This window comes from Parvularcula sp. LCG005 (genome assembly GCF_032930845.1).
Classification (GTDB): domain Bacteria; phylum Pseudomonadota; class Alphaproteobacteria; order Caulobacterales; family Parvularculaceae; genus Parvularcula.
Genome location: NZ_CP136758.1, coordinates 1,825,321 through 1,850,692 on the forward strand (window position 1 = coordinate 1,825,321; position 25,372 = coordinate 1,850,692).

General features: G+C 61.4%; 33 protein-coding genes, 1 tRNA gene and 1 pseudogene. 13 read left to right on the forward strand and 22 right to left on the reverse strand.

The window, feature by feature from the left end; all coding sequences use genetic code 11:
* Nucleotides 1–2: 2 nt before the first annotated feature.
* From RUI03_RS08575 to RUI03_RS08610, 8 genes are all read right to left on the reverse strand, one after another.
* Complete coding sequence (locus RUI03_RS08575; protein WP_410795934.1) at nucleotides 3–1,016, reverse strand: ABC transporter permease; 1,014 nt, start codon at nucleotides 1,014–1,016, stop codon at nucleotides 3–5.
* A gap of 205 nt (nucleotides 1,017–1,221) precedes the next feature.
* Entirely contained in the window at nucleotides 1,222–2,607 is a 1,386-nt protein-coding gene (locus RUI03_RS08580) for a CmpA/NrtA family ABC transporter substrate-binding protein (RefSeq protein WP_317287045.1), read from the reverse strand.
* A gap of 260 nt (nucleotides 2,608–2,867) precedes the next feature.
* Nucleotides 2,868–3,353, reverse strand: a complete 486-nt coding sequence (gene moaC, locus RUI03_RS08585) for a cyclic pyranopterin monophosphate synthase MoaC (RefSeq protein WP_317287046.1) — start codon at nucleotides 3,351–3,353, stop codon at nucleotides 2,868–2,870.
* Nucleotides 3,350–3,877, reverse strand: a complete 528-nt coding sequence (gene moaB / locus RUI03_RS08590) for a molybdenum cofactor biosynthesis protein B (RefSeq protein WP_317287047.1) — start codon at nucleotides 3,875–3,877, stop codon at nucleotides 3,350–3,352. The genes moaC and moaB overlap by 4 nt, the downstream gene beginning before the upstream one ends.
* 4 nt (nucleotides 3,878–3,881) lie before the next feature.
* The gene (locus tag RUI03_RS08595) at nucleotides 3,882–4,337 is read right to left on the reverse strand and encodes a molybdenum cofactor biosynthesis protein MoaE (protein WP_317287048.1); all 456 of its coding nucleotides are present in this window, start codon (nucleotides 4,335–4,337) and stop codon (nucleotides 3,882–3,884) included.
* Entirely contained in the window at nucleotides 4,334–4,576 is a 243-nt protein-coding gene (locus tag RUI03_RS08600; protein ID WP_317287049.1) for a MoaD/ThiS family protein, read from the reverse strand. Before RUI03_RS08600 ends, RUI03_RS08595 begins: the two co-directional genes overlap by 4 nt.
* Before the next feature lie 2 nt (nucleotides 4,577–4,578).
* Nucleotides 4,579–5,595 carry a GTP 3',8-cyclase MoaA gene (gene moaA / locus RUI03_RS08605; RefSeq protein WP_410795935.1) on the reverse strand — a complete coding sequence of 339 codons (1,017 nt, stop codon included), beginning with the start codon at nucleotides 5,593–5,595 and terminating at the stop codon, nucleotides 4,579–4,581.
* Nucleotides 5,583–6,341, reverse strand: coding sequence for a sulfite exporter TauE/SafE family protein (locus RUI03_RS08610; RefSeq protein WP_317287051.1), 759 nt, complete (start codon nucleotides 6,339–6,341; stop codon nucleotides 5,583–5,585). Before RUI03_RS08610 ends, moaA begins: the two co-directional genes overlap by 13 nt.
* Nucleotides 6,342–6,962: 621 nt before the next feature.
* Here RUI03_RS08610 and RUI03_RS14750 point away from each other — a divergent pair.
* Nucleotides 6,963–7,793: pseudogene (locus RUI03_RS14750) on the forward strand (ArdC family protein).
* Between the two features lie 100 nt (nucleotides 7,794–7,893).
* Here RUI03_RS14750 and RUI03_RS08625 read toward each other — a convergent pair.
* Nucleotides 7,894–9,441, reverse strand: a complete 1,548-nt coding sequence (locus tag RUI03_RS08625) for a hypothetical protein (protein WP_317287053.1) — start codon at nucleotides 9,439–9,441, stop codon at nucleotides 7,894–7,896.
* Between the two features lie 183 nt (nucleotides 9,442–9,624).
* On the opposite strand from RUI03_RS08625, the gene RUI03_RS08630 reads away from it, so the two are divergent.
* The 6 genes from RUI03_RS08630 to RUI03_RS08655 all read left to right on the forward strand — a co-directional run bounded on the left by RUI03_RS08630 (nucleotide 9,625) and on the right by RUI03_RS08655 (nucleotide 12,061).
* On the forward strand, nucleotides 9,625–10,008 hold the full coding sequence (locus tag RUI03_RS08630; RefSeq protein WP_317287054.1) for a hypothetical protein: 384 nt from the start codon (nucleotides 9,625–9,627) through the stop codon (nucleotides 10,006–10,008).
* 181 nt (nucleotides 10,009–10,189) lie between these two features.
* Entirely contained in the window at nucleotides 10,190–10,519 is a 330-nt protein-coding gene (locus RUI03_RS08635) for a DUF736 domain-containing protein (RefSeq protein ID WP_317287055.1), read from the forward strand.
* A 66-nt stretch (nucleotides 10,520–10,585) separates the two neighbouring features.
* Complete coding sequence (locus RUI03_RS08640) at nucleotides 10,586–10,717, forward strand: hypothetical protein (protein ID WP_317287056.1); 132 nt, start codon at nucleotides 10,586–10,588, stop codon at nucleotides 10,715–10,717.
* Entirely contained in the window at nucleotides 10,714–11,091 is a 378-nt protein-coding gene (locus tag RUI03_RS08645) for a DUF2958 domain-containing protein (protein ID WP_317287057.1), read from the forward strand. Before RUI03_RS08640 ends, RUI03_RS08645 begins: the two co-directional genes overlap by 4 nt.
* Before the next feature lie 126 nt (nucleotides 11,092–11,217).
* On the forward strand, nucleotides 11,218–11,526 hold the full coding sequence (locus tag RUI03_RS08650; RefSeq protein WP_317287058.1) for a DUF1778 domain-containing protein: 309 nt from the start codon (nucleotides 11,218–11,220) through the stop codon (nucleotides 11,524–11,526).
* A complete protein-coding gene (locus RUI03_RS08655; RefSeq protein ID WP_317287059.1) occupies nucleotides 11,516–12,061 on the forward strand; it encodes a GNAT family N-acetyltransferase in 546 nt (181 codons plus the stop codon). Before RUI03_RS08650 ends, RUI03_RS08655 begins: the two co-directional genes overlap by 11 nt.
* A 121-nt stretch (nucleotides 12,062–12,182) precedes the next feature.
* Here RUI03_RS08655 and RUI03_RS08660 read toward each other — a convergent pair whose 3' ends face one another.
* A complete protein-coding gene (locus RUI03_RS08660; RefSeq protein WP_317287060.1) occupies nucleotides 12,183–12,389 on the reverse strand; it encodes a hypothetical protein in 207 nt (68 codons plus the stop codon).
* 157 nt (nucleotides 12,390–12,546) lie between these two features.
* Here RUI03_RS08660 and RUI03_RS08665 point away from each other — a divergent pair, with 157 nt between their 5' ends.
* Nucleotides 12,547–12,993 (forward strand): single-stranded DNA-binding protein, encoded by a 447-nt coding sequence (locus tag RUI03_RS08665; RefSeq protein ID WP_317287061.1) that lies wholly within the window; start codon nucleotides 12,547–12,549, stop codon nucleotides 12,991–12,993.
* Here the strand turns inward: RUI03_RS08665 and RUI03_RS08670 are convergent.
* The 5 genes from RUI03_RS08670 to RUI03_RS08690 form a co-directional block, all read right to left on the reverse strand.
* Entirely contained in the window at nucleotides 12,953–13,267 is a 315-nt protein-coding gene (locus RUI03_RS08670) for a DUF6437 family protein (protein WP_317287062.1), read from the reverse strand. The two genes, RUI03_RS08665 and RUI03_RS08670, sit on opposite strands and share 41 nt — an antisense overlap.
* A 188-nt stretch (nucleotides 13,268–13,455) precedes the next feature.
* Nucleotides 13,456–14,157, reverse strand: a complete 702-nt coding sequence (locus RUI03_RS08675; protein ID WP_317287063.1) for a type-F conjugative transfer system secretin TraK — start codon at nucleotides 14,155–14,157, stop codon at nucleotides 13,456–13,458.
* Nucleotides 14,154–14,753, reverse strand: coding sequence for a type IV conjugative transfer system protein TraE (locus RUI03_RS08680; RefSeq protein ID WP_317287064.1), 600 nt, complete (start codon nucleotides 14,751–14,753; stop codon nucleotides 14,154–14,156). The genes RUI03_RS08675 and RUI03_RS08680 overlap by 4 nt, the downstream gene beginning before the upstream one ends.
* Nucleotides 14,754–14,755: 2 nt before the next feature.
* Entirely contained in the window at nucleotides 14,756–15,049 is a 294-nt protein-coding gene (traL, locus tag RUI03_RS08685) for a type IV conjugative transfer system protein TraL (protein WP_013299199.1), read from the reverse strand.
* A 127-nt stretch (nucleotides 15,050–15,176) separates the two neighbouring features.
* Entirely contained in the window at nucleotides 15,177–15,503 is a 327-nt protein-coding gene (locus RUI03_RS08690) for a hypothetical protein (RefSeq protein ID WP_317287065.1), read from the reverse strand.
* Between the two features lie 337 nt (nucleotides 15,504–15,840).
* Here RUI03_RS08690 and RUI03_RS08695 point away from each other — a divergent pair, with 337 nt between their 5' ends.
* Together RUI03_RS08695 and RUI03_RS08700 are read left to right on the forward strand one after the other, a co-directional pair.
* Nucleotides 15,841–16,287: a hypothetical protein gene (locus RUI03_RS08695; protein WP_317287066.1), complete on the forward strand. Its 447-nt coding sequence runs from the start codon at nucleotides 15,841–15,843 to the stop codon at nucleotides 16,285–16,287.
* Nucleotides 16,288–16,363: 76 nt separating this feature from the next.
* A complete protein-coding gene (locus RUI03_RS08700) occupies nucleotides 16,364–16,822 on the forward strand; it encodes a helix-turn-helix transcriptional regulator (RefSeq protein WP_317287067.1) in 459 nt (152 codons plus the stop codon).
* Here RUI03_RS08700 and RUI03_RS08705 read toward each other — a convergent pair.
* The 6 genes from RUI03_RS08705 to RUI03_RS08730 all read right to left on the reverse strand — a co-directional run bounded on the left by RUI03_RS08705 (nucleotide 16,819) and on the right by RUI03_RS08730 (nucleotide 20,373).
* Entirely contained in the window at nucleotides 16,819–17,097 is a 279-nt protein-coding gene (locus tag RUI03_RS08705) for a hypothetical protein (protein WP_317287068.1), read from the reverse strand. The two genes, RUI03_RS08700 and RUI03_RS08705, sit on opposite strands and share 4 nt — an antisense overlap.
* Nucleotides 17,098–17,197: 100 nt before the next feature.
* Nucleotides 17,198–17,464: a hypothetical protein gene (locus tag RUI03_RS08710; RefSeq protein ID WP_317287069.1), complete on the reverse strand. Its 267-nt coding sequence runs from the start codon at nucleotides 17,462–17,464 to the stop codon at nucleotides 17,198–17,200.
* Between the two features lie 22 nt (nucleotides 17,465–17,486).
* On the reverse strand, nucleotides 17,487–18,875 hold the full coding sequence (locus RUI03_RS08715) for a DUF6538 domain-containing protein (protein ID WP_317287070.1): 1,389 nt from the start codon (nucleotides 18,873–18,875) through the stop codon (nucleotides 17,487–17,489).
* Nucleotides 18,876–18,976: 101 nt separating this feature from the next.
* Nucleotides 18,977–19,053 (reverse strand) — tRNA-Asp (locus tag RUI03_RS08720).
* A gap of 109 nt (nucleotides 19,054–19,162) precedes the next feature.
* Entirely contained in the window at nucleotides 19,163–19,438 is a 276-nt protein-coding gene (locus tag RUI03_RS08725; RefSeq protein WP_317287071.1) for a hypothetical protein, read from the reverse strand.
* Nucleotides 19,435–20,373, reverse strand: coding sequence for an alpha/beta hydrolase (locus RUI03_RS08730; RefSeq protein WP_317287072.1), 939 nt, complete (start codon nucleotides 20,371–20,373; stop codon nucleotides 19,435–19,437). The genes RUI03_RS08725 and RUI03_RS08730 overlap by 4 nt, the downstream gene beginning before the upstream one ends.
* A 323-nt stretch (nucleotides 20,374–20,696) precedes the next feature.
* Between RUI03_RS08730 and RUI03_RS08735 the strand changes: the two genes are divergently transcribed.
* From RUI03_RS08735 to phhA, 3 genes are all read left to right on the forward strand, one after another.
* Nucleotides 20,697–22,088 carry a DEAD/DEAH box helicase gene (locus tag RUI03_RS08735; protein ID WP_317287073.1) on the forward strand — a complete coding sequence of 464 codons (1,392 nt, stop codon included), beginning with the start codon at nucleotides 20,697–20,699 and terminating at the stop codon, nucleotides 22,086–22,088.
* Between the two features lie 127 nt (nucleotides 22,089–22,215).
* Nucleotides 22,216–23,490: a PRC-barrel domain-containing protein gene (locus RUI03_RS08740; protein ID WP_317287074.1), complete on the forward strand. Its 1,275-nt coding sequence runs from the start codon at nucleotides 22,216–22,218 to the stop codon at nucleotides 23,488–23,490.
* A 129-nt stretch (nucleotides 23,491–23,619) separates the two neighbouring features.
* Complete coding sequence (gene phhA, locus RUI03_RS08745; protein ID WP_317287075.1) at nucleotides 23,620–24,489, forward strand: phenylalanine 4-monooxygenase; 870 nt, start codon at nucleotides 23,620–23,622, stop codon at nucleotides 24,487–24,489.
* Here the strand turns inward: phhA and miaA are convergent.
* Nucleotides 24,456–25,364, reverse strand: a complete 909-nt coding sequence (gene miaA / locus RUI03_RS08750; protein WP_317287076.1) for a tRNA (adenosine(37)-N6)-dimethylallyltransferase MiaA — start codon at nucleotides 25,362–25,364, stop codon at nucleotides 24,456–24,458. The genes phhA and miaA overlap by 34 nt on opposite strands.
* Nucleotides 25,365–25,372 lie beyond the last annotated feature (8 nt).

A 25,372-nucleotide genomic window follows, 5' to 3' on the forward strand; every position in this document is an offset into this window, starting at 1 on the left:
CCTCACCGCTTGTCAGAGAAGGTGAACATGGCCTGCAGCGTGTACATCACACGGTCGAGCAGGAAGCCAATCACACCGATCGTCAGCACGGCGACCATAATCCGCGCAAGCGAGGTGGACGAGCCGTTCTGGAACTCATCCCATACGAACTTTCCGAGACCCGGGTTCTGCGCCAGCATCTCAGCCGCGATCAGCACCATCCAGCCCACACCGAGCGACAGGCGCAGCCCGGTGAAAATCAGCGGCAGCGAGGATGGAATGACGAGCTTGGTGATTTTGTCGAACGCCCGAAGCTGCAGCACCTGACTGACATTCATGAGGTCCTTGTCAATCGACGAGACCCCATGTGCCGTGTTGATCAGCGTCGGCCAGAGCGAGCACAGCGTGACCGTGATCGCGGATATCAAAAAGGCTTTCGGAAAAGCCTCGGAGGGTGTCAGGTAAACCGCGGAAACCACCATGGTGACGATGGGGAGCCACGCGAGCGGTGAGACAGGTTTGAACACCTGGATCAGCGGGTTCATCGCCGCGTTCACAGACTTACTCAGCCCACAAAAGATCCCGATGGGAACCGCGACAATCGTCGCGATCAGAAACCCGAAGAACACGGTTCGGAGTGAGGTCCAGATCTGATCGAAATAGGTGGGCTTACCGGTGAAAGCTCGTTCCTTCACCCGTTCGGGAAACCCTTCATCGATGAAGCGCTGGTTTCGCGCGTCCTGGCGATCGTAGAATGCGGCCGCTTTCTCACGGGTCGCCTTGTGGTCGTCAACAAGCGCCTCAAACTGCTCCCAGACCGCAACGGGCCCCGGAATCTTGCCAAGGCTCGTTTCAACCTGGCTCGCGCCGGCGGACCACGCCGCAAGAAACCCGAGAATCGCAAGGAGCGGAATGCCGAGGTCCCGCCACAGTGCGGCGAAATTCTGTTTCGGACTTTCCCCCATTGTCATACGGATGAACGGATTCAGAATGAAGCCGATACCGATGATTGAGAATATATTCATCACTTTACGGATGACATTTCCACCACCGCTCTTTTTTGGTGCCGACGGCTCGGACGCCACTTGCGGAACCGGCGCCGTAGCTTGCTCATCAGGCCGGTTCGAATCGGCTGGTGCGTCGAAGGATTGTCGCATAGGAACAACTTTTGTCGCAGACATTTTTCATATCCCAGTATACGGAAGGAACGGCATGCCTCGCACGCCGCCCCCTTTTATTGAATTATTCGCTTACTACCCGACCGTCATCGCTCACGATCTCACCCTCTTTGAGGCCGATCGGAAACTGTGCGAGGTATTCATTGGGCTTGCGACCATTAAAAGTGATGTCGTCGATGAACTCTTTCTGCGGTGGCTTGAAGCCGTCGGTGTCCCACGGAAAATCAGCTTCGTCGGCCTTGCCTTCGTCAACCAGCATCCGCGCGGCTTCGAGGTAGACGTCAGGTCGGTAGACCTTCTTCGCCGTGTCCATATACCAGCTATCCGGCTTGGATTCGGCGATCTGCCCCCACCGGCGCATCTGGGTCAGGTACCAGATGGCGTCGGAATAGTACGGGTACGTTGCATTATACCGGAAAAATACGTTGAAGTCCGGGATGTCGCGCTTATCGCCTTTTTCGTACTCGAACGTTCCCGTCATTGAATTGGCGATGACCTCCGCATCAGCGCCGACATATTCAGAGCGCGCAAGAATCTCGACGGCCTCCTCACGATTGGCGTTGTCGTTCTCATCGAGCCAGATCGCAGCGCGGATCAGCGCCTTGACGAGCGCCAGGTGCGTGTTCGGGTTTTCCTCCGCCCATTCGCGAGAGACGCCGAAAACCTTTTCCGGATTATCTTTCCAGATCTCGTAGTCGGTGATGACCGGGACGCCGATGCCCTTGAACACCGCCTGCTGGTTCCAAGGCTCACCGACGCAGTACCCATAGATCGTGCCAGCCTCGAGGGTCGCGGGCATTTGCGGCGGCGGCGTCACCGAAAGCAGGGCATCAGCTTGGAATTGACCGGTGATGTCTGTTTTCCCGTAGTAACCCGGATTAATGCCGCCAGCCGCAAGCCAGTAGCGAAGCTCGTAATTGTGCGTGGAGACGGGAAACACCATCCCCATCTTGAACGGCTTCCCCTGGTCTCGGTACGAATCAACGACGGGTTTAAGGTACTCCGCCCCGATTGGATGGACAGGGCGCCCGTCGGCCATTTTGGGAATGCCGGGCTTCATCTGTTCCCAGACTTCATTGGAAACAGTGATCCCGTTGCCGTTCAGGTCCATGGAAAAGGCGGTGATAATGTCAGCCTGCGTCCCGAAGCCGATCGTGGCCCCAAGAGGCTGACCCGCCAGCATATGCGCCCCGTCGAGCTCCCCGTCGATGACGCGGTCGAGCAGCACTTTCCAGTTCGCCTGGGGCTCGAGGGTCACATAGAGGCCCTCGTCTTCGAAATACCCCAGCTCATAAGCCACCGCGAGCGGCGCCATGTCGGTCAGTTTGATGAAGCCAAGCGTAAGCTCGTCCTTTTCCACATCAAGCCATTCGGCGCTCGCCGTGGTGGCGATGATCGAAACGGCGCCAACCAATGCGGCACAGAATTTTGCAGAAGTTTGAACGGTCATGGACAGAGTCCCTCACTCGAGAACGCGCCAACAGGGTTGCTGGGCGCAGCTGAAACGAATTGATTTTCGGGAGTGGGTGCCCACGTGTCCGTTCACGGAGGCGTTCCTATGAACGACCGCCCATCGTTGGGCTGTCGTCCCGGTCTTTACACAGTGAGGGAAAACGACGCTTCAATCAAGCAATATTTTCGTGCCGCAACAGTGCGCAGCAGGAAATCGCGTTCTCCAATGCAAATGCGGCTGGTTTCGTCGTAGACATGTCACTCTACGCCACCTTCGGCGACCCAGTCGCCTGACGCGCCGCCCGATTTGCGGAGGAGCCGGACCGCCGTGATGACCATCCCCCGATCAGCGGCCTTCAGCATATCATAGAGGGTGAGGCAGGCGACCGTGACCGCGATGAGTGCTTCCATCTCCACCCCTGTCTTGCCGTCCGTTCGAACCGTGGCGGTAACCCTCAGCCCAGGGATGTTTTCGTCAATCTCAATTTCGACATCGACCCCGGAGAGCGGCAAGGGATGACACAGGGGGATGAGATCCGCCGTTCTCTTGGCGCCCATGATGCCCGCCAATGTCGCAACGGAGATCACATCGCCCTTTTTCGTCCCCTGACGGATGAGATCGATGGTCTCGCTCCTGGTCTGTAGGAGGCCTTCCGCAACGGCCACCCGGGACGTCACCGCCTTCCCCGCGATATCCACCATTCGTGGCGTGCCATCGGGGCCGATATGGGTGAGCTTGCTCATTCGCCGAGCCGGGGCATGATGTCGACGAGATTGCAGGGACGATGTCGGCTGTCGAGCTGCGCGGCGATCACCTTGTCCCAGCCATCCTTCACCGCGCCGGTCGAGCCGGGAAGGCAGAACACGAACGTGTTGTCGATGATACCAGCACACGCGCGGGATTGCAGGGTCGAGAGGCCCACCGTGTCATAGCTGACCATGTGAAACACAACCGAAAAGCCGTCGATCTCCTTGTCAAACAGCGGCCTGATGGCCTCGACGGTGACATCCCGCCCGGTCAGCCCCGTTCCGCCCGTCGTGATGATGGCCGCGATATCGTCCCTCGCGGCCCAGTCGATGATCCGATGACGGATTGCGCCGAGGTCGTCGCGCAGAAGGTCCCGTGCGGCGAGCCGGTGGCAGGCCGTTTCAATCCGCGCGGCCAGCGTATCGCCCGACGTATCGTTTTCTACGGTCCGGGTGTCCGACACCGTCAGAACCGCGACGCCCACGGGGCGGAACTCTAGACTCTCGTTGATCCCGTGCATCGGCCTACTCCCACCTCTTCAAATCAGTCCGGTCTTGCAGGGTCGGCTCGATCCATCGCGCGCCCTCGGGTCCCGCCTCCTTTTTCCAGAAGGGGGCCCGCTGCTTCAAGTGATCCATCAGAAAATCGCACGCTTCGAACGCGGCACGCCGATGCGCGGTGGCCGTCGCCACGAAGACAATCGGCGTTCCCGGCGCCATCTCACCGACACGATGAACGACCACCACCCCCAGAAGGGAAAAACGGTCGATGGCGCCGCTGACGAACCTGCCGATCACTCGATCCGTATACCCCTCATAGTGCGAGAGAACGAGCCGGGTGCCCTCTCCCGGCAGGCCCCTGACGGTGCCGGTAAAGGTGACGATGGCGCCGGCTCTCCCCTCCCCGAGACGTGTCCGGAAGCGGGCCGCTTCGCCTTCGGGGTCGAAGGGGTCCGACGTGATGCGAACCGACGCGGTCATCCGCCCGAAACCGGCGGCAGAAAGGCCAGCTCTTCGGCTTTGTCCAGGACATGGTCGGAAGGCACAACCGCATGGTCGACAATATAGGACGTAGACCGATGACATAGCGCCTCCAGCGCATCGGCATCTGCGTCGAACATCCGCTCGGCGATGGTGATGGGCGTGTCGCCCGGCTCGGTCTCCACCTCATGGGCCGGACCGAAGCGCTCGCCAAACTTACCAAAGAACAGAACGCGCATGATCAACCGCCGGTCACGCTCATATGCCGCGTGGTCGCCGGGGCCGAGCCTTCGGAGATGACAAAATCATGCGCATAGGGCTTTCGCGCGATGGCGGCGATGATGGCAGACCGCAGGCCCGCTTCGTCGATCCCGGCCCGCATCAGTTCGCGGAAATCGGTGTGGGATTCCTGGCCAAGGCACTGATAGAGCCGGCCGGTACAGGTCAGCCTCACCCGATTGCAGCCCTCACAGAAATTATTCGTCAGGGGGGTGATGAATCCAAGGCGCCCACCCGTCTCCTCCACATCGACATACCGCGACGGTCCGCCGGTCCGGTGCGCCGAGGGAACCAGCGTCCATACCGCTTCGAGGTCGTCGCGCACCGCTGACAGGGGCACGTACTGATCGGTCCGGTCCGTACCGGTGTCGCCAAGCGGCATGACCTCGATCAGGGATACATCATGCCCCTCCAAATGCGCCCATTCGATCAGCCCGCGCAAATGGATCGCGGTGTTTTGCAGGGCCACCGCGTTGATCTTTACCCTGATCCCAGCCGCCTTCGCAGCCTCGATCCCCGAGAGCACATCGGTGATCTGTCCGCCCCGCGTCAGCGCGCGGTACGCTGCCCCGTTCAGCGTATCGAGAGAGACATTCACCCTCCGGACCCCCGCCGACGCCAACGCCGCCGCATGAGCTCGAAGCTGCGTGCCATTGGTCGTAAGCGTAAGCTCATCGAGCGAACCGTCACCAAGGTACGCGGACAGGCGGGAGATAAGATCCATGATCCCGCGCCGCACCAGTGGCTCTCCACCGGTCAGGCGAACCTTGCGCACCCCCAGGTCGATGAACGCGTCAGTCAGGCGACTAAGCTCCTCGATCGAAAGCAGGTCCTTACGCGGTAGGAAGGTCATCTGCGCCGCCATGCAGTACTGGCAGCGCAAATCGCAGCGATCCGTCACCGAAACGCGCAAATATTCGATGCGGCGCCCGAATGGGTCAAAAAGAGGGGAGGAATTGATAGATGTCACCCCCCCAATGTGCGGCGCACCACAGGAAAAAGCAAGCGGAGCCCGACAGCAAGGACGAGAATCGCAGTCATAGCTCGCAACACCTGCTCTGGCAGGAGCGCAGCGCCCAACCGGGATCCAACCTGACCGCCGATGAGCACGGCGACGATCAGCGGCCCATATTCGCGGAGCACTGCAGGCGCGATCTCGCCCGTCTTTTGGATTTGACCAATCAGCCCCGCGGCGGAATTGAAGAGGATGAAGAGCGAGGCGGTCGCGGCAATTCGCCGGGGCGTATTCCATCGAAAGAGATGAAGTAGCGGCGCAAGGAAGATTCCACCGCCAATACCCACCAACCCTGAAAGGTAGCCGACCCCGGTGCCGGTGAGGAGTAGGACGGGGCCGGACGGCACGATCGGCAGGGAAGGTGCACCAGTCTTACCAAAGAGAAGGATGCCTCCGGAACAAACAAGCGCCGCGCCAAGAAGGGCGAGAAACACCTCTTCTGCAATCGGCGTCCGCCCCCCGAGCCACGCGGCCGGTACTGAGAGGGCGACAAGCGGCAGAGCTTGGCGCCAGGGAATGCTTCTTATGCGCGCACGGTGAGCGACACCGCCTGCAGCAACGATGAGATTGCAGGACAGCGAGATGAGCGGGATCGCCGCTGCGGAAACGCTCATCGCAACGAGAAGCGCACTGTAGCTCGAACCGCCACCAAAACCGACGGAAGCATAAAGAGCGGCGATCACGCCGAAAAAAACAATCAGAACGGTCACAGTATTATAGTCAAGGCTGTCTAGCGCCAATAAGCAAGGTCAATTGACGACCACCACTGTTGGTCAAACTCACTTAGAGAAGGAGCAAGCTAGTGTCGTCCGACTATCGAGGTTTCACGGGCCAGCTGGTTCATCAGTATGTATCGTTTAATAGAAAAGGCTCGTCGCTCACCCTCCCAGAGCACTCGGTATCGAGCCCATAGATCCGTGGCGAGAGGAAGTGCGACTTAAGCGAGTCCACCCCTCAATTTAACCAAGGTCGGAGGACTGGCGCGTCCTCTCGGACCAGGCTCGCGTGAACGGAGCCCGGCCGGGCCGGTCTCCGCCCTTCGGGACTTGATCCTTCGCGCGGCGCGCGCCTTCGGGCGCGCATTGGGACAGGCGGCCAAGGCCGCCTGACTTTGCGGGGTCTTGGTTTCCCTCTCGGCCGGGGGGCGGCGCCCGTCTGTCGCCCGAAGCGGTCCGGCCGCAAGGGCGGCGGCGACAGGGCCGTCTCTGTTTCTTTTCGTCGTCCTACCCCCGCCCTTGCGGCCGGCCCTTGAGGCTTCGGGCGGAACGCGGGCTCTCGCCGCCCCCCGCCCTTCCGGGAAAACTGCGGGGGCGGGGAAAGGATGACGAACCATGACCCGTAGACGGAGAGAAAAGACCCATGGTGACCTTTATGAGGCGGTCACCGCCCGGATCATCGCACAGATGGAGGAGGGCACGGTCCCTTGGGTGCAGCCTTCGAGCAGCAAGGGAACAGGAGCGCGAGAGCCAGCTTTGGCTCACCTTCAAACAGGCGCTCGCCTTGGGCGGGGCGGTACGCAAGGGCGAGAGAGGCACCCCCATCGTCTATGCCGACCGGTTACGCCGGAGAGCGAACGTCAGAAAGCGGAACAGACAGGCAGGGCCGCGCGGGAAGTCGCCTTCCTCAAGCGGTACACGGTCTTTCACATGGACCAGTGCGACGGGCTTCCCGGGGACGCCGTCATGGGCCGGGCGCCCCTGTCCCCACGGCAGATCGAGCCCGAGGCGGAAAGGCTGATCCACGCCACGGGCGCGGATTTTCGGGTCGGCGGGGATAGCGCCTATTACGTGCCGTCTCACGATTTCATTCTGGTCCCGCCGCAAGCGGCCTTCCTGAACCAGATCAATTATTACCGCACCTGCTTTCACGAGCTGGGCCATTGGACCGGCCACGCCGCGCGGCTGGCGCGGGACCTCACGACCAAGTTCGGGACCAAGGACGATGCCCGCGAGGAACTGGTCGCCGAAATGGCGAGCGCGTTCCTCTGCGCCGAAATGGGCATCGTGCCGACCGTGCGGCATGCGGACTATCTGGCGAACTGGCTCGACGTCCTGCGCGAGGACAAGCGGGCCGTCTTTCGCGCCGCGTCCCTCGCCTCGAAAGCCGCTGACTTCGTTCTGACGTTCCGCACACCGCAAGAGATGGGTCAATGCACCGTCTGAACGATGCACTACTCTACAGGCGTAAGGTACCCTGGTTGGCCTCGCGCAGATATGAGCGTACGAGCGGGAAGTGTCGAAAGTGCAGCTTCGATTGCTCGGTCTAGGTATTTGTATTGGGGAGGTGCCGACCAACATGCCCAATCACCATCTTCAAACGCTTTTGGTCGAAGATGAAGTGGATTGAAGCGCAAGAGTTTGGGTCACCTGCGCCAATCGTAATATGGGGCTCGAATAGCTGCTTCTCACCCTCGTACTCAAATTCGTAATCGAAACGAAACTTCCCGCGCGTCGTGTCGGAGATGTGCATGCTGCTCCGCTTTCCCCAACCGCGGCCGCGCAGATGCTGTAGCAGGTCGCCGCCGCTCCCCTTCTCCCTACGGTTCTTGCTCCAATCGTCGACGATTTCGTCAAGGTCCCTCAACGCGTTGAAGATGTCATAGGGGCGCTGGAATGGACTCGCCGATGCAGCTGACGTGGCCGATTCGAGGATCTCCAGGTTCTTACATCGCAGGGCAGCAGCGGTCACAGCCTCCACGACGGACGAGAATGAGAGATCCTCTGACTCGTCGGACTGCGCTAGTTCGCCGGGACCTTCGGCTCCTGCCTCGAAGAACACCTGCTGGTTAGCTCTGAGATTGGCATTTTCCGCCTCGAGTCCCGCGAGACGTTCCTCTGTCTCTCGGAGCTTGTCGACGGTTTGCTGGTAGTCTTCCCAAAATTCATCACCCGACTCCCGTTGCTGATCGAGAACCTTTTGACGCTCAGCAGCTTCGACATGCCGGATCAGGCCAGAAATTCGCTCGTCAGGCACATACCGAAATGCCGCGACAGCGAAGATCGCGCGCTCGATTGTTCGGGCGGCGGCCTGAGGTCCCACCTGCTCGATCCACGACCCAAAGAACAAGCGGTGGCTTCTCGGGTCGGACGTCTTCGAGAAGCCCGGCCAATAGATTCGAACCGCTCCATTGAAGCATGACAGTTGTCGGCCGACCTCGTCGGCAAAGTCCCAGGTCAACCCGGGATCCTCGACGCGCACGACCACCGCGACGCCAGCAAGGTTTCGCGCAAGCTTCACAGAATCGATCTGGTTCAACTCACCGCGGGCATACGGCGAGAGCAAAACGACGGGCAGCTTCCGGAGATCACTCGTTAGAAGGGCAAGTAGATCGTCCAGTCCATCCTGCTTCAGCGCGTACGGTTCAGCCCGGACCTGCATTTGCCCGATATAAGCGGACGCCTTCGTGCATATGTCCCGGACTGCACGAGGCGAACCGAAGAGCAGCTTCGCCGGAGCCACACTGTATTCGACAGATTCGATGGAGATGAGGTGCTCGACGCCGCAGCGATCACCGAACTGACCTACGCGGATCTCGTTCGCCCACTTCAAACCCACGTCGGTGTCATCAGGGTAAGCCCAGCGCATGCGAACCGCACGTTCGCCACTGTCCTCGAAGACGGAAGAGACCAATGAATGACCTTTCGGAAGCTCCTCGGGCGCGCCTGCGACCTCTGGGGCGAAATCAAAATCGGGAAGTTCGCGGCGTTCTCTATAGTGCCCGACAATCCAATCCTTATAGGTGGCAAGAACGTCCTCGAGACCATCGGCAGCCGCGACTTCAAAGCGACAGGAATAAACCAGACGAGCCATTCAATCTTCCTTTGCGGCGGTCGACCATGGGGGCGCGGCTTCGCCTCGGCGAGCACAGGGCAGGTCGGACTGATGTCCTCTCGGGATATCATACAAGGCAGTCCGGAACACCCTCTTAGGGCCTGCCTTCTGAAAGGGCGCATTTCGCCCTAAACCAACGCGAAAGCGCTGGCGGCCTCGTCCTTGGCCGAGACCCTGGAGAGCGTGGCCGCGCTCCCGCGAGATCCGCGCGCCGACTTGCGGCAGCTGGCCCTGTCCTGCCTCCTCGATCTGAGCGAAATGCGCGGGGACACACGCACGGAGGACGGACGGTCCTTGGGCACCTTCCTCGCCCGGCGGATGGGGACAGACCTCACCCGCCGCTGGCACCCCGATGACAGCTATATCGGGCGACTTTCGAGGGACCAGATCCTTACGGCGCTGACGGAGATGGGCGTCCCGATGAAGGGGCTCGAGAAGGCGAAGAAGGCGGACCTCGTCCCCGTCGCCGCGCGCAAGGCACAGGCAGGAGGCTGGCTCCCCGAGCCCTTACGGTTCGCGCACGCCCCGGACCGGACGGCGGAGTGATGCGAGACAGGCGGGAGGGCGTGGTCGGTCTTCCGCCGGTTCCGTGTCGCCGACCCGAGGGCGAGGAGGTCGCGGCCCCGGTGCCGACCGCTTTCACGCCGGTGACAGCGCCGAGGCAAGAGGGTCGGTCTCGCCGGCGTCCATGGCGGGCCGATGACCCTGCCGAGGCGACCATGGACCTATGGCAGCCATCGGCTATGTCACCCACAATGAAGAGCGCGGCACCTACAAGGGCACGCTCCGGACCCTGACCATCGCAACCGGTATCGAGCTGGTGCCCAATGGCGAGAAGACCGACGAGCGCCAGCCCGACTTCCGCATCTTCACCGACGAACGCACCGAGATCGGGGCGGGCTGGCACCGCAAGGGCAAGACCTCGGGCCGCGCTTACGTGAGCCTCACCTTCGCGGCGCCGGAACTCGGGCCCCGGAAGCTCTACGCCAATCTCGGGCCCGCCGCAGGGCAGGACGACCCCGCCGTCTTCGCCATCATCTGGAACCCCGAAGGCTGAGCCCGAGAGCGCCCGCCGGTCCCTTACTGGCGGGCGCCAAGGCTCCTTCCCCCACGGAGAAAGATCATGGACCTGATCCTGCCAGAGCAGGCGACCCGCCTGCGCATCCAATTCGAGGACGAAAGCGTCGACCAGCCGCCCCTCGTCAAGCTCTTCTGCCACGCGATCAACTGCGGACGGACGTCCGCGGGAAGTTGATCGCCACTTTAGATGGACATCACCTTTCCGCGTCCGGAAGGACGCGGGGTGATGTCGCGGGCGCCGGAACCTGGCTCCTCTCCGGGCTCACCGAGGACGACGCCCTCGGCTTCGGCCTCTGCGACCTCGGCATGGGCTTCCCCGAACTCGGCTATGTGTCGCTCGACGAGCTTCGAGGCATCAGAGGTCCCTTCGGCCTCACCATCGAACGAGACCTCACCTTCGAGCCCCTCGCGACCCTGACGGTCTATGCCGAGGCGGCCCGCATGGCCGAAGGCGTGGTCGAGGACCGGGCTTCCTTGGAGGCCGCCTTCGAACGGCTCGAGCGCCGCGCCAAGGAGGACCGACGGGTCCTCAAAGCTCGGATGCTCTGACTTCTGTGGCGGGCCGGGTTACCTCGGTCCGCCGCGCGCCGCGCACCGCATGGGAGCCGTCAACGCAAGGCTCCGCATTGCAATGTCATGCACTCTGCACTACATGTTGGCGGTCAGGAGGCCACCATGCTCGACATCGATCTGTCCGATCTCAGCCAGGACAAGGGCGCGCGCACGACCCAGCTGCGCCATGGCGACCGCCTGGCCGATCTCATCGACCGCGCCGTCGCGGCCCTCGGCGTCGAGAAATCGACCTTCCTCCGGGCCGCCATCGCCAAGGAAGCCCAGCGCATCCTCAAGGAGAGCAGCCGCCATTTGATGAGCGCCGAGGACGCGGCGAAATTCGAGGCCGCTCTCGACCGAAAACCGACGGTCACGAGTAAGGCCAAGGCCGCCGCCAAAGCCTATCGCGCCCGGGTGGTGCATGCCGACTGAGCGGAAAGCGCCGCTTCGCATCGAACGTTTCGACCCTGCGCGGCATGACCGGGCCGGGTTCTCCTGCGGGGTGCCACGCCTCGACAATTTCCTCCAGCTCACTGCCAAGCAGCAGCAGACCGCCGACATGACCCGGGTCTATGTGGCGGTCGAGGACGGTGAGGACCGCATTCTCGGCTATCACACCATCGGCATGGGGATGATGGAGGCGAGCCTCCTCAAGAAACGGCCCCGCGGCGCCCCCGACCATGGCGAGCTTCCGGTCCTCTTCCTCGGTCAGGTCGCGGTGGATGGGCGCGCCCAAGGACAGGGCCTCGGCGGCATCCTGATGCAACATGTCTTCGAGAAGGCCCGATTGGTGGCCGATGAAGCCGGATGCTTCGCCCTCCTCCTCGACGTGATGACCGATGGCGGCGAGGAGTCGTTCGAGCGGCGGCGCGCGTGGTACGCCTCATTCGGGTTCGAGCCTTTCCCGAGCCGCCCGGCGCGCATGTTCCTGACACTGAAGGATGTGCGGGCGATCCTCTGTGAGTAGCGGGTGCTTGGGATGTGCGCGGGTCGTGCAGTAGCCTTGGCGAGAGAGTGCCGGGCCTCCCATCCCTTTCCCAATTGGACAGATCCCGTCGCGCCCCAAGAAGCCATCCTGCCCGGTTGGGTTACCGCTCAGAACGGTAGGCCTTGGTCAGGCGCCCCGTCTTGGTCACCACGCCGAGGCGGTGAAGCGCCGCCAAGGCCGACGCTTTCGACCGGCCATGCTTCGCCATAAAGGCCTTCGCATCCTCGTGGAACTTTACCGCCGCTTCGGGTGAGGACGGGTCGAGTACCTTCGGGGCGCGCCGTTGATCAGCAAAAGACGTCGTCATCGGCCGACCATAGAAAGAAGGATCGGCTCCCTCCAGTCAGGAAGCGTCCCGCCCCGGCCCCATGGGCTCACATTGCGCAGAAGGTCGAGATCAAGTAAGATGGGGGTGCTTTCTTTGATGACGCGTTCCGGTCTCCCGCTCCGGCAGGAGACATTCCGTGAACCACGTGCATCTCATCGGTCGGCTCGGCGCCGACCCGCTTGCCACCCCCTATGCCTGCGATCTCGGTCGGGATGACCCGAAGATCCTTGTCCGCTTCGACCTCGCGGTTGATGCCGCGAGCAGTCGAAAGGCGGAGGAGACCCCGCCTGTCTGGGTGCCGATTGTCCTCTTCGACGGGCAGCCCGCGCGCTTTGCCACCGAGCACCTGACCAAGGGCGATCTCGTCGCCCTGTCGGGACGGCTCGACCTCCGGCGCTGGACCGATGAGGACGGCAAACCCATCCGTCAGCTGCAGGTCATCGCGAGCGAACTGCGCAAGCTGACCCCCCGCCGGACGCCCGATGACGAAGGCGCCGATCCTCCGCCGGAAGATGACATCCGGGCCACCAATGTGGTGCCCCTCAGCCATGAACGGACCCAGCGGCGGGAGCGTCTGCAATGACCGCTGCCGTTTGTTCGTTCGCCTCCCCGTTCGGCACGGATGCCGGACGGGTCGGAACCGCTTTGGCGTCGGACCGATCCGGTCCCTCGGCGGCCAGTCTCACCAGACCCTCCCGCAATTGCTCCGGGTTCCAGCTGTCGAGCCCGGCGTCCATGACCAGGCTGCCGAGATATCGGGCCGCTTCGTCCTGCAGGGCCTTCTTGCGTTCTTTGAGTTCCGCTTCCCGGGCTTCGAAGCCCTTGAGTTCGGCGAGCGGGTCTTTCTTCCGTGGCATGATGGCCTCCTTCCGGTTCGGGTGGGACCATCGTGACGGGCAGCGCTCGTCCCGTCGCGGGCTACAATGCGGCTTAGTTGAACGAAAAAGTTCCGGCGTCGGCATCCCCAGTGTCGCGGGAACCCGGTCTCCCCGAAGAGAGGGAACCGGGATGGTCCTTCAGGGCCCGGAGGGCCTGACTTGCCCTATCACACACGACGCACAGGGTGCCGGGGTGGCTCGAGGCCAGTCTTCATACGGGGTTGCGACCAAGTCCGGAATAACCGGCTTCTTGCAGGGGCGTCACCGCGGCTCGGATTGCGGGCCATCAGCACACGTCCCTGAAGCGCGTCGCTTTCATAGGTTGCCCGGACCGCGAGGCGCAGCGTCCCGGCGGCCCGCTCGCGAACAACCGGCCGCTTGATCTCATAGCCGTCGAGCAGCGCACCGGCCCACATGGCGCGGGTCAGGGCGACCACGGCATCATCGAGCGACGTTTCGGAAAGGGCCTGTTCCGTCTGGCGGCGGGCAAGGTCGGGGTTTCGCACCTCGATCTGGGTGGACGGCGTCGCCTTGGCCGCAAGCTCGACCTGATAAGTGTATCCTGCCCGCGTGGTCACGAAGAAGCTCGCCGCGCCGATGGCCTCGCCCTGGCGGGGCAGCCGACCGAGGGTCAGATAGAGATCCCCCGTGGCGGGCTCGTGCTGGAGCGAGAACCCGGCCCCCTCTCCGCCTTCGGCCATCTGGACCGACGCCGCGGCATCGCTCGTGAAACGCAGCCGCGTGATCCCGCTGGCGCTCACATAGCCGGTGACGACACCGCCATCGGAGGCTTCGACGATTTGTTGGGCGTGGGCCGCCGCGCTCAGACAAGCGGCACTGGTGACGGAGATGAGGAGGGTCCGGATCATCGCGTCGTCTCCGCCTTGATGAGCGGCGCCTTGGGCGCTCGAGCTTCGTCTGCCGTGATGGGATAGAAATCCTCGAGCCAGAGCCGCAAGGCTTCGAAACGCCAGTCAGCGGCGTAGAGCGCTGGCTCCGAGGAGACCCGCTCGGGGCCCAGATAGGTGTGAAGCTCGCCGCGGATTTCGGAATAGAGCGTCAGCGGATCGACATAGATCTCCGCCGGATAGAAGACCGTCGCCGTCTTGGTGGCGATCAGCCGCCGTTCGGTCTCCATCAGCGCCGACTCGATCTCGCCATGGGTCGAGGGGTGCGCGAGGCGGAGAATGTTCTCTCTAAAGTAGGAGAGATTATGGGGGTGCCGGTTGAGGAACAGCCCGGCCACGTCGCGGGTGACCTGTTCAAGATATTCAGGGGACGGTGCACGGGCGCTGAGCGCCGTATCGGACAGCAGCGTCGGCGTCAGGATGACATGCCGATCGCGCGTCGCGATGAGATAGGTCTGAAGAAGACCGGTGACGCCGAGGAGCAGCGTGAAGACAGCCAGGACGTTCCGTTGGCGGAGGGCCGTCTTGAGGCGGGTATAGGAGACGTTCGTGTCCATGGTCAGCCCGCCAGGTCCCGCTTGTAGGAGGACAAGGTTCGCTTGAAGGCGAAGAGGCTTGAGGGCAGCACCCAATAGGCGGCGTATCGTAAGAGGTTGAGGCTCTCGCCCTTCTTGAACTTCTTAAGCGCCCAGACACCGACAAAGCCGGCCAGGATCCCTTCGACGAAGCGCGACAGGACGATCCCGAGCATGAAGCCGCCGATCAGGACAATAAATTCGTCGATCGTCCAGAAGGCGAGCTTTTCGGGCTCATCAAGGGTCGCCGGAATACGGGTTCTGTCCGTCTGCGCCATGGTACTTGCTGCCGGATGCGGGACTTCGGATCGAGCACGCCCCCTCTGCCATCTGGCCCGGAGCCCTCTTTGCTTTCCGAGATGAAGCGTCCGATCTCGCTCCTTTGGTTCTAGGGTTGATGAAGGATCAGATGAGCGCGGTGACCGAGGACTGGACGATCGGTCCACCGATCCCGGCCGAAACGCCGACGGCGATGGGCACGCCGACATGGCCGAGCGACCAGCCGCTCGTCGCCATACGGACGATGCCGTAACCGAGGGATACAAGGGCGGCGAGCTTGCCGGCCGAGCCGTTGATATAACCGGTGATGGTCGTGACCGCCGTGTCAAAGGTGGTATCGGCACCGGCAAGAGCCGGTGCCGCCATCACCGCGGCGGCGGCGACCAGCAGCGCGCCGGCGACGACGGTCTGGGCCGCCCTCTCCGTATGCTGATGGGAGACGAAAGACTGCATGGATGGGTTTCCTTCTGATGACGCCGGAACCGTTCCGGCCCACTCATCAAGAAACAGAATTCCCAGCCGATCAAACTGTTTGTCTACGGAATATATGGCTTGAACGGCCACGATCTGGCCGTCTGGGCAAGGCGTTCACGTAAACCGGGCCGCCAAAATGGGACCACACGCTGAACGCGAAAATCCGCGTCGTTTTCGGCGTTTCGTCTTGCCGCCACGGCAAGACCCTTTCGCTCAGCGAAAGGCGCTGGCCTCCATCGCCTCATCACAAATCATTACAGAGCCGTCGGCGTGCGGAACGGCACAAGCTGCGCTAGGATATGGCCGGGTACGCGACATGAGAGAAAGAATCGCGGCCTATGGAAACGTCCAGACTGGAAAGGGCATCGCGCCCATGGAGACCCATCAGATCCGCCTGTCCGCCGACGGGGACTTTCAGTCCTGTCTTCAGGCGGTGCGGCGGCGGGCCTGCAGCCTCGGAGTCTCGACGGGAAAGATCACGGACATCGTGCGAGCAGCGCTTTTGAGCGCGTCGGGGCCCGAGCTGATCCGCTTCGGGGAGCGGCATGACTGCACCTCTCTGACCGCGCCAGCTCGGGCCCCAAAAGCGGCATCTGGCGAAGTCTCTGGACCGTCGGCCATGAAGCTCAAGCAGCTCCTGGGCGAACTCATCGGCGAAGCGCCGTTTGACGCATCCCTCCGGGTCGTCGTTCATGCGAGCGTCCGCCTGCTGGCCGAACGCGACGATGACGCCTTCCGATCTGCCTTCACGCGCAAAACCTGATTCAGCGGACTTTGCTGATTCTACTTGTCAAGAATTTATTTTCCCCAGATACTTTGCGGCGAAGCAGGGTTAAGGGATGGAAGGACCAGCCGATATTTGCCCGAGCGCAGCGCGCATTGCCCAGAGACTGGGAAACAGACTTCTCATGGCGCGCCTTCGCCGCGGGCTCTCGCAAACCCATCTGGCCGAGATGGTCGGGATCGGTTCTGGGTCCACCATTGCCAAGTTCGAAGCTGGCAAACGTCCCCCGTCTCTTCCCACACTGATCAAGCTCGCGGCCGCGCTCGAGATCGAGACCCATGCGCTCCTTGACGGGCTCGACGACCGACAGCTTCCACCCGAAGACCCCTCTCCTCTCGACGGCGCGATCGTGCTGGAACTCATCCGTAGGCGCGCGGTCACCCTCGAGAGCCCTCACATTCGAAAGGTCGTCTACAGCAATCTCGACAAGCTCGATGACCATACGCTTCGACGTCTCCTAGAAGATCTAGCGGGCGGTGGGCCTGGATCGAACGATGGCAGCCACGCCGCCTAGGCCGACCCGTGGTCAGGGCATTGCGGACAGGGAGAAAGGTGCACACGCCTTTTCGCGACCTTGCGCTTGCCAACCTCGTCCCTCGAAAGGATCGCCACCTCAAAGTAGATCGGCGACCAATTATAGACCTTGCCGATCAGCCAGCAGGGCTCACCGGGGATCGGCTCCCGCGCGATCGGTGCCTGAAGGTCCCGATACTCTTGCGGCGTCGCTGGCTTGGAGGAGCGACGCATCGGAGGGGTCGGGTCCGGCATGCCGGATCGGTCGTCGGGCACACCGGTCTCTCCCCGTGTTGAACAAAGGCCACTCGCGCTAAAATTGCGCTCATCCGTTGATAAAGCACGGACCAGACCGAACGGATTAGGGCGTTGGCATTTACCAAGCCGGTAGCCCGCGACGCGGCGGACCCGCCTCCGTAGGATCGTACGGCTTTCCTCGCTGCGTCCGCTCGACATCGCCATGCCGCGCGAACCCGACAATCTTGAGCGCCTCTACGAAGCCCGGCGCATTGCTGCCCACGTGGTCCGCTGTTGCGGCCCCGGCTATCGCGGCCTCTTCCAGCGCCTCGACCTTGAGATCGCTCAGCGCGAAGAGGAAGAGACCCGGCTCACGGCCTGCCTCAACGCGACGCGACCTCATCATCGAGCCGCTCGAAGATCTCGGGCTAAAACGGGTGGGCGATCTTGAGAAGCTCATCCCGCCGATAGGCGAGTGAACCGCCATCACCGTAAACCGGCCGGGTCGTCTTGCGCCCCATCAGGAGGCAACGCAGCCCATAGTCGATATTGGCCTCCTGCATCCGCTTCTCGAAGGCATGCCGGAACGAATAGATGACATGATCCGGGGTCGGAAAAAGACCGCGGCGTCGAAATCCCTTCATCATATTGGCGGAGAAGAGCTCGCTCTTGTCCTGATAGCGGGGGAAGCCGCCCCGGCCACGCTTGGCCGCCTCCAACGCGACGCCGACCAGCGGAATTTCGCGAGCCGAGGTCAGGGTCTTGATCTCGCGGCTGGTCCGGGCCCGGATGGCGATGTGAGGGACAGCCGCCTCGATCACGATATCCTCCGGCTGCAGATTGATGATCTCGCTCGGGCGACATCCCGTTTCGATCAGCATATAGGTGATGACCTGGAGGTCTAGATTGAGACCGAGCAGCGCACCTGGCTTCAGGATCCGGCTCCGGACCCAGTCATTCTCGAAGGGCGGCACTTCGGTCCGCGACTTGGCTTTGAAGTGGATGCCGCGGAATGGGTTCGGACGCTCTTCCTCGCCGATATGCTTGAAATAGGACGTGTACAGCGTCCGGATATTCCCGATATGGCGGTTCGCCGTGTTCGGTGCCACGGGCTTGGCCTTGGGATCGGTGGGCTTCACCTGGGCCGACCACCAGCGCTGATAATCGAGGGCGTGGTCTCTCGTGATCTCGGTGAGGACGAGATCGCCGACCTGGTCGATGAAATAGCCGATCGAGGTGCGCTTGGTCTTCTCCCAGCTGTAGCGCTGGCGGGGGGACTTGTAGAGGGTGTCGTTGAAGGCGATCTCACGCAGATAGATCTCGAACGCATCGGAGACCCTGACCGGCGGCTGCGGCGCACCGCCCAGAAGCGCCTCGGCTTCCCGCGGCGCGATGTCATCGCTGTGGCTCCGCTCCCGGACGGCGAGCAGCCGCTCGACGAGGTCGTCGAGGTCGGGGGTCGCAGCGAGGCGGTCGACCGTCCGGTAGGTGAAGCCCGCCGCCAGCGCCCGGGTCTGGGCAGCCTTATGCCGCTGACGCAGCGCCCCCAAGGCCTCGGCTCCGCCCTCCCCGGCAGCGGCCTGGGCCAGCCCTTGCCAATAGGCATCGTCGGCCTCGGCCAGATGGTCACGGCGCAGGCGAGCCACTTCCAGAGAGTCCGTCCCCAGACTTTCTCTGATTGTGCCGCGGGTATCGAGATGGGCAAAACGGGTCGGGACGCGGCGGCAATACCACCATCTCCGGCCGCGTGATTTGAGGTAGCGATCGGCGTCGGACCGGCTCACCATGAGCAGCGGTGTAGCACGTTTTGTGGACATTTTGTAGCACGATTTCCCCGGTTGGGGCGCGCCACTCACACGAAGCAAACGAGAAAACCGTTTGTTTCCAATACTTTGGCCAATTTCTGATGAGCAGAAAATGGCGCGAGTGACGGGGCTCGAACCCGCGACCTCCGGCGTGACAGGCCGGCACTCTAACCAGCTGAGCTACACCCGCGCATTTTTCCGAAACGCTGCAAGCAACGTTGCGAGACGCGCCGATTAGGCGACTGGGCGGAGGCCGTCAAGCAAAACGTGTCGAATTATTTGCGCAATGTTTTCCCCAATCACGCCCGTCGCCACTCGCTCAGGGCAATCAGGGTGAGGGTCGGTACAAAGCCATCAATCTGATGGGTCGGGTCGATCATTTCCCAGAGCTGGAAAAGTCCTTTCCAGCCGAACATCAGGACAGCGGCAACTGTGAGCAGCATGTTTGTGACAACACCAAAGCCAAACAGCCGCCCGATTGTGCCATCAACAATATCAAGAATGAGGGAGATCACCAGTTTGACCTGCAGGACGCGGCGATCCCGCACCGACAAGTCTTTCTTTTTCGCACTCATCGTTCCGCTGCCCCTTCCGCCCCAGTTAGAAACGCGAGGACCTCGGCCAGGAACCGGTCCGGCATTTCATGGTGGAGCCAGTGCCCTGCCCCTTCATAGATCGACAGCTGTGCATTCGGGAAGGCAGAAACCCGCTGGTGGGCATCGACCGACACGGGCGATCCCTCCCCCAGAATGATGGCCGCGGGACAGGTCACGGCCGCAAAAATCTGCGCGTAATCTTCCGGTGCTTCCGGTCGGAAACCGCCAAACGACAGAAGCGGATCATACTTCCAGACAAAGCCGCCATCGACCGGTCGCAGACCGTGGTGCGTCAGGTGCCGCAAATGGTCATCCGCCAGTTTCGGATGAACCCGGCGCATGGGAAGCAGCGCCTTCTCGACGGACGGATAGATCCGTCGCTCATCAACGAGGCCGCTGACCCGCCGGTCCAGGGCGCGGCGCCAGCGATCAGTGGCCGGTCGTGCGGTGATGGCTGCGTACATCTGGGCAGAGAGGCCTAACGCCTCGACGGAGACGACGCGCTCCACCTCCTCAGGATAAAGAGCCGCGAACCGCAGCGCGATGTTACCGCCGAGGGAGTGGCCGATGATGAGCAAGGGAGCCTTGATGCCGCCAGCGCGAAGCGCGCGAACAAGGAGTACGAAATCCGCGACAAATTCCAGCGCCTCATAACCCCCGCCGCGGGACCAGTCGCTCTCGCCGTGGCCGCGCAGGTCCGGCGTGATGCAGCAGAACTGCGCTGCCAGCGTCGGGATTAGGCGGTCCCAGCTGCGCGCATGATCCTTCATGCCGTGTTGCAGGATCAGCGGCGGCTTCGTCTCATCGCCCCAGATATTGTAGCGAAGGGCCAGGCCCCGAATGTTGAGCTCACCGTTCCGAAGCGGAACATCCGGTGACAGTCTGTCCGTGCCGATGTCAGATGAAGGTTGCATCGGGGCCCTTTGCCAAAAAGCACATCAGACGGAAAGACGGCGCTGCGCGGCGTGACCCTGCCGCAACGGGTGAGGTAGAATCGGGCAGACCGGCAGCGTTCAGCCTTTACAGCTTGGCGTCGCACGATTATGCGCAGCATACCTTACTCGAGTCGTGTCTGTTGGCGCGTCCGTTTATTTGCGCATCCAGCGCGGCGATTCAGTTCAGGACATTTGTTTTTGTTCGGGATCGGCGCGCACTTTGCATTTGAAGTCAGCGTCCCGAATTGACGATTGCCGGAACCCTTAGCAGAAAATTGCCTGTGGAAGATAACAAAGCCTCTATGACGTTCGACGATCTCGGACTTGAACCGACCCTTCTTTCGGCCATCAAGGACGCAGGATACACGACGCCGACGCCCATTCAGGCTGCAGCCATTCCCGAGGCCCTGAAGGGCCGTGACGTCCTGGGCATTGCCCAGACCGGTACCGGCAAGACCGCTTCTTTCGTGCTGCCGATTATTCACCGGCTGGCCAAAGGCCGCGCCCGCGCGCGGATGCCGCGCTCGCTCATCCTTGCGCCGACACGCGAGCTGGCAGCCCAGGTCTCCGAAAATTTCGAGAAATACGGCAAGAATCACAAGCTCAGCATGGCGCTCTTGATCGGCGGCGTGTCATTTGGCGATCAGGATGCCAAACTGATGCGCGGCGTTGATGTGCTGATCGCCACGCCGGGCCGTCTGATCGACCAGCATGAGCGCGGCAAGCTGCTGCTCACGGGTCTTGAAGTGATGGTCGTCGATGAGGCGGACCGTATGCTGGATATGGGCTTCATCCCGGATATCGAGAAAATCTTCAAACTGACGCCGTTCACGCGTCAGACCCTGTTCTTTTCGGCCACCATGCCGCCTGAGATCCAGCGCATCACGGACCAGTTCCTGTCCGCGCCAGTGCGTGTTGAGACCGAGCGCCAGTCGACGACGGCCAAGACGATCACCCAGCAGATCGTTCGCCTGCCCAAATCCGACGACAAGCTGAAGCGCGCGGTGCTGCGCAAGCTGATCGACGAGGCAGAAGAGCTGAACAACGGCATCATCTTCTGTAACCGCAAGAAGAACGTCGATGTGCTGGCCACGTCCCTGCAGAAGCATGGTCACGGCGCCCGTCCGATTCACGGTGATCTGCCGCAGGCATTCCGGACAGAAACACTGCAGTCCTTTCGTGATGGCGATCTGAAACTGCTCGTGGCATCAGATGTTGCGGCGCGTGGCCTGGATATTCCTGAAGTCAGCCACGTCTTCAACTATTCCGTCCCGGTAAACGCTGAGGATTACGTTCACCGCATCGGTCGGACCGGTCGTGCAGGCCGCAAAGGTCGCACGATCATGCTCGTCACCCCCGACGACGCGAAACAGTTTGATGCCGTGCTGAAACTGACTGGCCTCGAATCGATCGAAGAGATCGATATGGGCGACTTCTTCGACAACGTCGACCTGACGGACAGCAAGCCTGCCCGTGGCCGAAAAAGCGCCGGCAGCAACCGACGCTCAAAGGTGGCAAGTTCATCCGACGACGGCGAAGTTCAAGCGCCAAAGACGTCGAGCGCTTCCAAATCGTCACCGTCTCGGCGGGATGATGATGATGACAACACGGGCTCTGCAGATAGAGGCCGCAAGGGCGGACGCGAACCGGTTTTCGGGTTCGGCGACCACGTTCCCGACTTTTTCGCCCCCTGACACACATCAATTCGGCCTTTTGTTCCAAACGGCAGCGAAAATAATTGTCCGTTGGCGTCGGATGAATTGCGGAACATCTGTCGAAGCAGGCGCGTTGGCTCAGTATCCTTAATTACGGAGCTGAACCATGAAAAATCTTTTGATCAGTACTGCCGCCGCCGCCCTGATGCTGTCCCCCGCAGCATTCGCGCAGACGACAGACGCCGCGCCTGCCGAAAAGACAGAGATGAGCGCGAAGTCCGACGTCAAGATGGACAAGAAAGCTGACGCTGCCAAGTGGGACAAAGACAGCAAGACCACAACTGCCGAAGCTGATCAGTCTGCAAACGATCTGAACAGCACTCAGGTCGCTGAAATGAATACTGACCGCGTCGTCTATAAAGGCGCCAACGAAGTCAGCGCCAAGGAACTTCTTGGTGAAGCCGTGATCGGCGCAGATGGCGAGCGGATTGCCCGTATCGACGATCTTGTGATCAGCAATGGTAAAATCACCAACGTGGTCGTGCTGAGCGGCGGGTTCTTCGGCCTTGGTGGTGAGCGCGGTGCGCTTGCCTATGACCAGTTCGGTCTGACCATGGACGACGAGTACGAGCCCCGCGTCAATGTTTCGATGACTGAAGATGCTATTCAGAGCGTCGCCGCTTACGAAACAGACGAAATGAACGACTACAGCCTGGCCTCTGAACTGATCGGTGCCAAGGTGAAGTTTCAGGCTACGGATGACGCCACAGTTATTAGCGACCTTATTCTCGCCAAAGACGGTAGCGTTGAGTCCGCAATCCTTGCCGACGGCCTTCTTGGTCAGCTCACGAACAATTCGAAAGCCGTTGATTTCTCGAAGATCTCAATCGCTCAAGGTGACGGCGGCGACGTTGTTGTCGACATGAGCCAGACCGAGTTCGAAGCGCTTGCCAAATACAGCTACGACACTGAAGAGGCATACGAAAACGACGAAGCCGATGACTGGTCCGAAGACACCGACCAGGCTGACGATTGGTCGGAAACTGATGCTTCTGCAACCGATGCGACGGCCACGACCAACACGACCGTAAGCCAGCCAATTCGCAGCACGACGCCTGTGCCAGCCGCTCCAGCAACGACTGTTGCTCCATCGGTTGACAACGATCAGGTCCCGGACACGATGGATGCCAATGAAGATGCCATGAACGGCGCGGCAGCCGATGTGAGCACCGAGTGGGATGAAACCACCGATGAGATGCAGGAAGCTGGTCAAGACATGGAAGAAGCAGCCGAGGAGGCAGGTAACACTGCTGAAGCTGCAGCCAAGAAAACCGGTGAAAAAGCAGCCGAGTGGACTGAAGAAGCTGGCGACGAAATGGAAGAAGCCGGTGACGATATCGAAGAGGCTGCTGACGAAGCCGAAGACGAAATGGACCAGTAAGCTTCCAACGCCATTTTATGGCAACTATAACGCCGTGAAATGATAAAAGACTGCCTCCTTCGCAACTGCGAAGGAGGCTTTTTTGTATTTGCTATTACTTGTTTAAGTGGAATATGATAGGTGGTTTCAATGGAAACAAAAATGTCGACCGCCAGCGATGATTTCGTTATTCCTCAGGACTGGGACCATTACACCTCTGAGGATCACCAAACCTGGGACACGCTGTATGCGCGTCTGAAGTCCGTTTTGCCTGACCGCGCGGTACCGGGGTATCTGGAAGCACTCGATGATCTCGGTCTTGGCGATGGCGGGGTGCCGGACTTCTCGCCCCTGTCCGACAGGCTGGAAGAGAGGACAGGCTGGCGTATTGTCGCCGTGCCGGGTCTGGTCCCCGATGAGGTTTTTTTCCGCCATCTTGCCAATCGTCGCTTTCCGGCCGGCAATTTTATCCGCCGTCCCGATCAGCTGGATTATATTCAGGAGCCGGACGTTTTCCACGATGTGTTCGGGCACGTTCCTCACCTCGCGGATCCAGTATTTGCTGACTACATGCAGGCTTATGGCGAAGCAGGCCTGAAGTCTCTCAACTCTGGTCGGCTGAAAAACCTTGCTGCGCTATACTGGTACACCGTCGAGTTCGGGTTGATCTCCACCCCCGAGGGCCTTCGCATTTATGGTGCCGGCATCATCTCTTCGCCCGCAGAAAGCGTTTTCGCGCTGGACAGCCCCTCACCTCACCGGGTGGCCTATGAGACGGAGCGGGTCATGCGCACCGCCTATCGGATTGATGATTTCCAGCAGATCTATTTCGTGATCGAGTCTTTTGAGGATCTTCTTCAGAAGACACTGGAGACGGATTTTGGTCCGCTGTATCAGCGCCTGACGGGCGGATACGATCATACGCCCGCTGACATTCTCGGTGGCGATCAAATCATCACGCGCGGCACCCAAGAATATGCGGCCCGTCAGGACGTGACGAAAGCCGCCGCTGCCGACTGAAGCAGCGTCTCCGCATCGGTATATTTGGCCCAGTCTTCCGTCTGATTGCGGAACCACGTCATTTGCCGCTTCGCAAGACGACGCGTCGACTGCTTCGCCAAAGCGGTGGCATCGTCCCAGGACATGTCACCCCGCAGCGCGGCGGCGATCTCCGGCACCCCTACGGCTTTCATCAGCGGCAGAGTTGAAGGCAATGAAAGGTCGAGCAGCGCCCTTACCTCTTCAACCACGCCTTCCGTCATCATCTGGTCAAACCGTAGATTACAGCGGGCATAAAGGTCAGCACGCGGCGGAACGAGCACATGCGCGGTGAAATTCGCGTCAATGACCTTGATCGGAGGGACCGCCTGCCATGCCGACAGGGACCTGCCCGTCGCGGTCATGACGGACCACGCCCTGATGTGCCGTTGGCGATCCGCCGGTTTCAGCCGCTCCATCTGGGGATCAACAAGCAGCAACTGACGACGCAACTCGTCTGGGTCCCCTTGCCATAGGCGCTCTCCCTGCTCGACCACCGCCGGCGGCACGTCGGGAATGGGCGACAGGCCTTCGATCAGGGCTTTCAACCACAGGCCTGTTCCGCCGACGACGATGGGCACGGCGCCCCGATCCCATATCGATTGCATGACCGCGGCGGCGCGCTCGGCGAAAATGCCAGCCGACCAGATATCGGTGGCGGGTGATACGCCGTAGAGATGATGGGGGATCTCGGCCTCGTCTTCTGGCGATGGCCGCGCTGTTAGCCGATGCAGTTCCGCATAAACCTGCATGGCATCAGCATTGACGATCTCACCATTGATCTGGCGGGCAAGATTGATAGCGACAGCGGACTTGCCGCTGGCGGTTGGCCCTGCAATGACGACGGCATTGGACATTCAAGGAC

What these genes read in the sequence shown, in the direction of transcription:
- RUI03_RS08715 (WP_317287070.1), bottom strand. Translation starts at nt 18,875, where the DNA reads ATGTCCACAAAACGTGCTACACCGCTGCTCATGGTGAGCCGGTCCGAC.
- RUI03_RS08680 (WP_317287064.1), bottom strand. Translation starts at nt 14,753, where the DNA reads ATGGACACGAACGTCTCCTATACCCGCCTCAAGACGGCCCTCCGCCAA.
- miaA (WP_317287076.1), bottom strand. Translation starts at nt 25,364, where the DNA reads ATGTCCAATGCCGTCGTCATTGCAGGGCCAACCGCCAGCGGCAAGTCC.
- RUI03_RS08625 (WP_317287053.1), bottom strand. Translation starts at nt 9,441, where the DNA reads ATGGCTCGTCTGGTTTATTCCTGTCGCTTTGAAGTCGCGGCTGCCGAT.
- RUI03_RS08670 (WP_317287062.1), bottom strand. Translation starts at nt 13,267, where the DNA reads ATGCCACGGAAGAAAGACCCGCTCGCCGAACTCAAGGGCTTCGAAGCC.
- RUI03_RS08640 (WP_317287056.1), top strand. Translation starts at nt 10,586, where the DNA reads ATGGACCTGATCCTGCCAGAGCAGGCGACCCGCCTGCGCATCCAATTC.
- RUI03_RS08735 (WP_317287073.1), top strand. Translation starts at nt 20,697, where the DNA reads ATGACGTTCGACGATCTCGGACTTGAACCGACCCTTCTTTCGGCCATC.
- RUI03_RS08655 (WP_317287059.1), top strand. Translation starts at nt 11,516, where the DNA reads ATGCCGACTGAGCGGAAAGCGCCGCTTCGCATCGAACGTTTCGACCCT.
- RUI03_RS08650 (WP_317287058.1), top strand. Translation starts at nt 11,218, where the DNA reads ATGCTCGACATCGATCTGTCCGATCTCAGCCAGGACAAGGGCGCGCGC.
- RUI03_RS08635 (WP_317287055.1), top strand. Translation starts at nt 10,190, where the DNA reads ATGGCAGCCATCGGCTATGTCACCCACAATGAAGAGCGCGGCACCTAC.
- RUI03_RS08730 (WP_317287072.1), bottom strand. Translation starts at nt 20,373, where the DNA reads ATGCAACCTTCATCTGACATCGGCACGGACAGACTGTCACCGGATGTT.
- RUI03_RS08695 (WP_317287066.1), top strand. Translation starts at nt 15,841, where the DNA reads ATGAGAGAAAGAATCGCGGCCTATGGAAACGTCCAGACTGGAAAGGGC.
- traL (WP_013299199.1), bottom strand. Translation starts at nt 15,049, where the DNA reads ATGGCGCAGACGGACAGAACCCGTATTCCGGCGACCCTTGATGAGCCC.
- RUI03_RS08675 (WP_317287063.1), bottom strand. Translation starts at nt 14,157, where the DNA reads ATGATCCGGACCCTCCTCATCTCCGTCACCAGTGCCGCTTGTCTGAGC.
- RUI03_RS08600 (WP_317287049.1), bottom strand. Translation starts at nt 4,576, where the DNA reads ATGCGCGTTCTGTTCTTTGGTAAGTTTGGCGAGCGCTTCGGTCCGGCC.
- RUI03_RS08740 (WP_317287074.1), top strand. Translation starts at nt 22,216, where the DNA reads ATGAAAAATCTTTTGATCAGTACTGCCGCCGCCGCCCTGATGCTGTCC.
- moaB (WP_317287047.1), bottom strand. Translation starts at nt 3,877, where the DNA reads ATGCACGGGATCAACGAGAGTCTAGAGTTCCGCCCCGTGGGCGTCGCG.
- moaC (WP_317287046.1), bottom strand. Translation starts at nt 3,353, where the DNA reads ATGAGCAAGCTCACCCATATCGGCCCCGATGGCACGCCACGAATGGTG.
- RUI03_RS08710 (WP_317287069.1), bottom strand. Translation starts at nt 17,464, where the DNA reads ATGATGAGGTCGCGTCGCGTTGAGGCAGGCCGTGAGCCGGGTCTCTTC.
- RUI03_RS08660 (WP_317287060.1), bottom strand. Translation starts at nt 12,389, where the DNA reads ATGACGACGTCTTTTGCTGATCAACGGCGCGCCCCGAAGGTACTCGAC.
- phhA (WP_317287075.1), top strand. Translation starts at nt 23,620, where the DNA reads ATGGAAACAAAAATGTCGACCGCCAGCGATGATTTCGTTATTCCTCAG.
- RUI03_RS08700 (WP_317287067.1), top strand. Translation starts at nt 16,364, where the DNA reads ATGGAAGGACCAGCCGATATTTGCCCGAGCGCAGCGCGCATTGCCCAG.
- RUI03_RS08690 (WP_317287065.1), bottom strand. Translation starts at nt 15,503, where the DNA reads ATGCAGTCTTTCGTCTCCCATCAGCATACGGAGAGGGCGGCCCAGACC.
- RUI03_RS08580 (WP_317287045.1), bottom strand. Translation starts at nt 2,607, where the DNA reads ATGACCGTTCAAACTTCTGCAAAATTCTGTGCCGCATTGGTTGGCGCC.
- RUI03_RS08595 (WP_317287048.1), bottom strand. Translation starts at nt 4,337, where the DNA reads ATGACCGCGTCGGTTCGCATCACGTCGGACCCCTTCGACCCCGAAGGC.
- RUI03_RS08725 (WP_317287071.1), bottom strand. Translation starts at nt 19,438, where the DNA reads ATGAGTGCGAAAAAGAAAGACTTGTCGGTGCGGGATCGCCGCGTCCTG.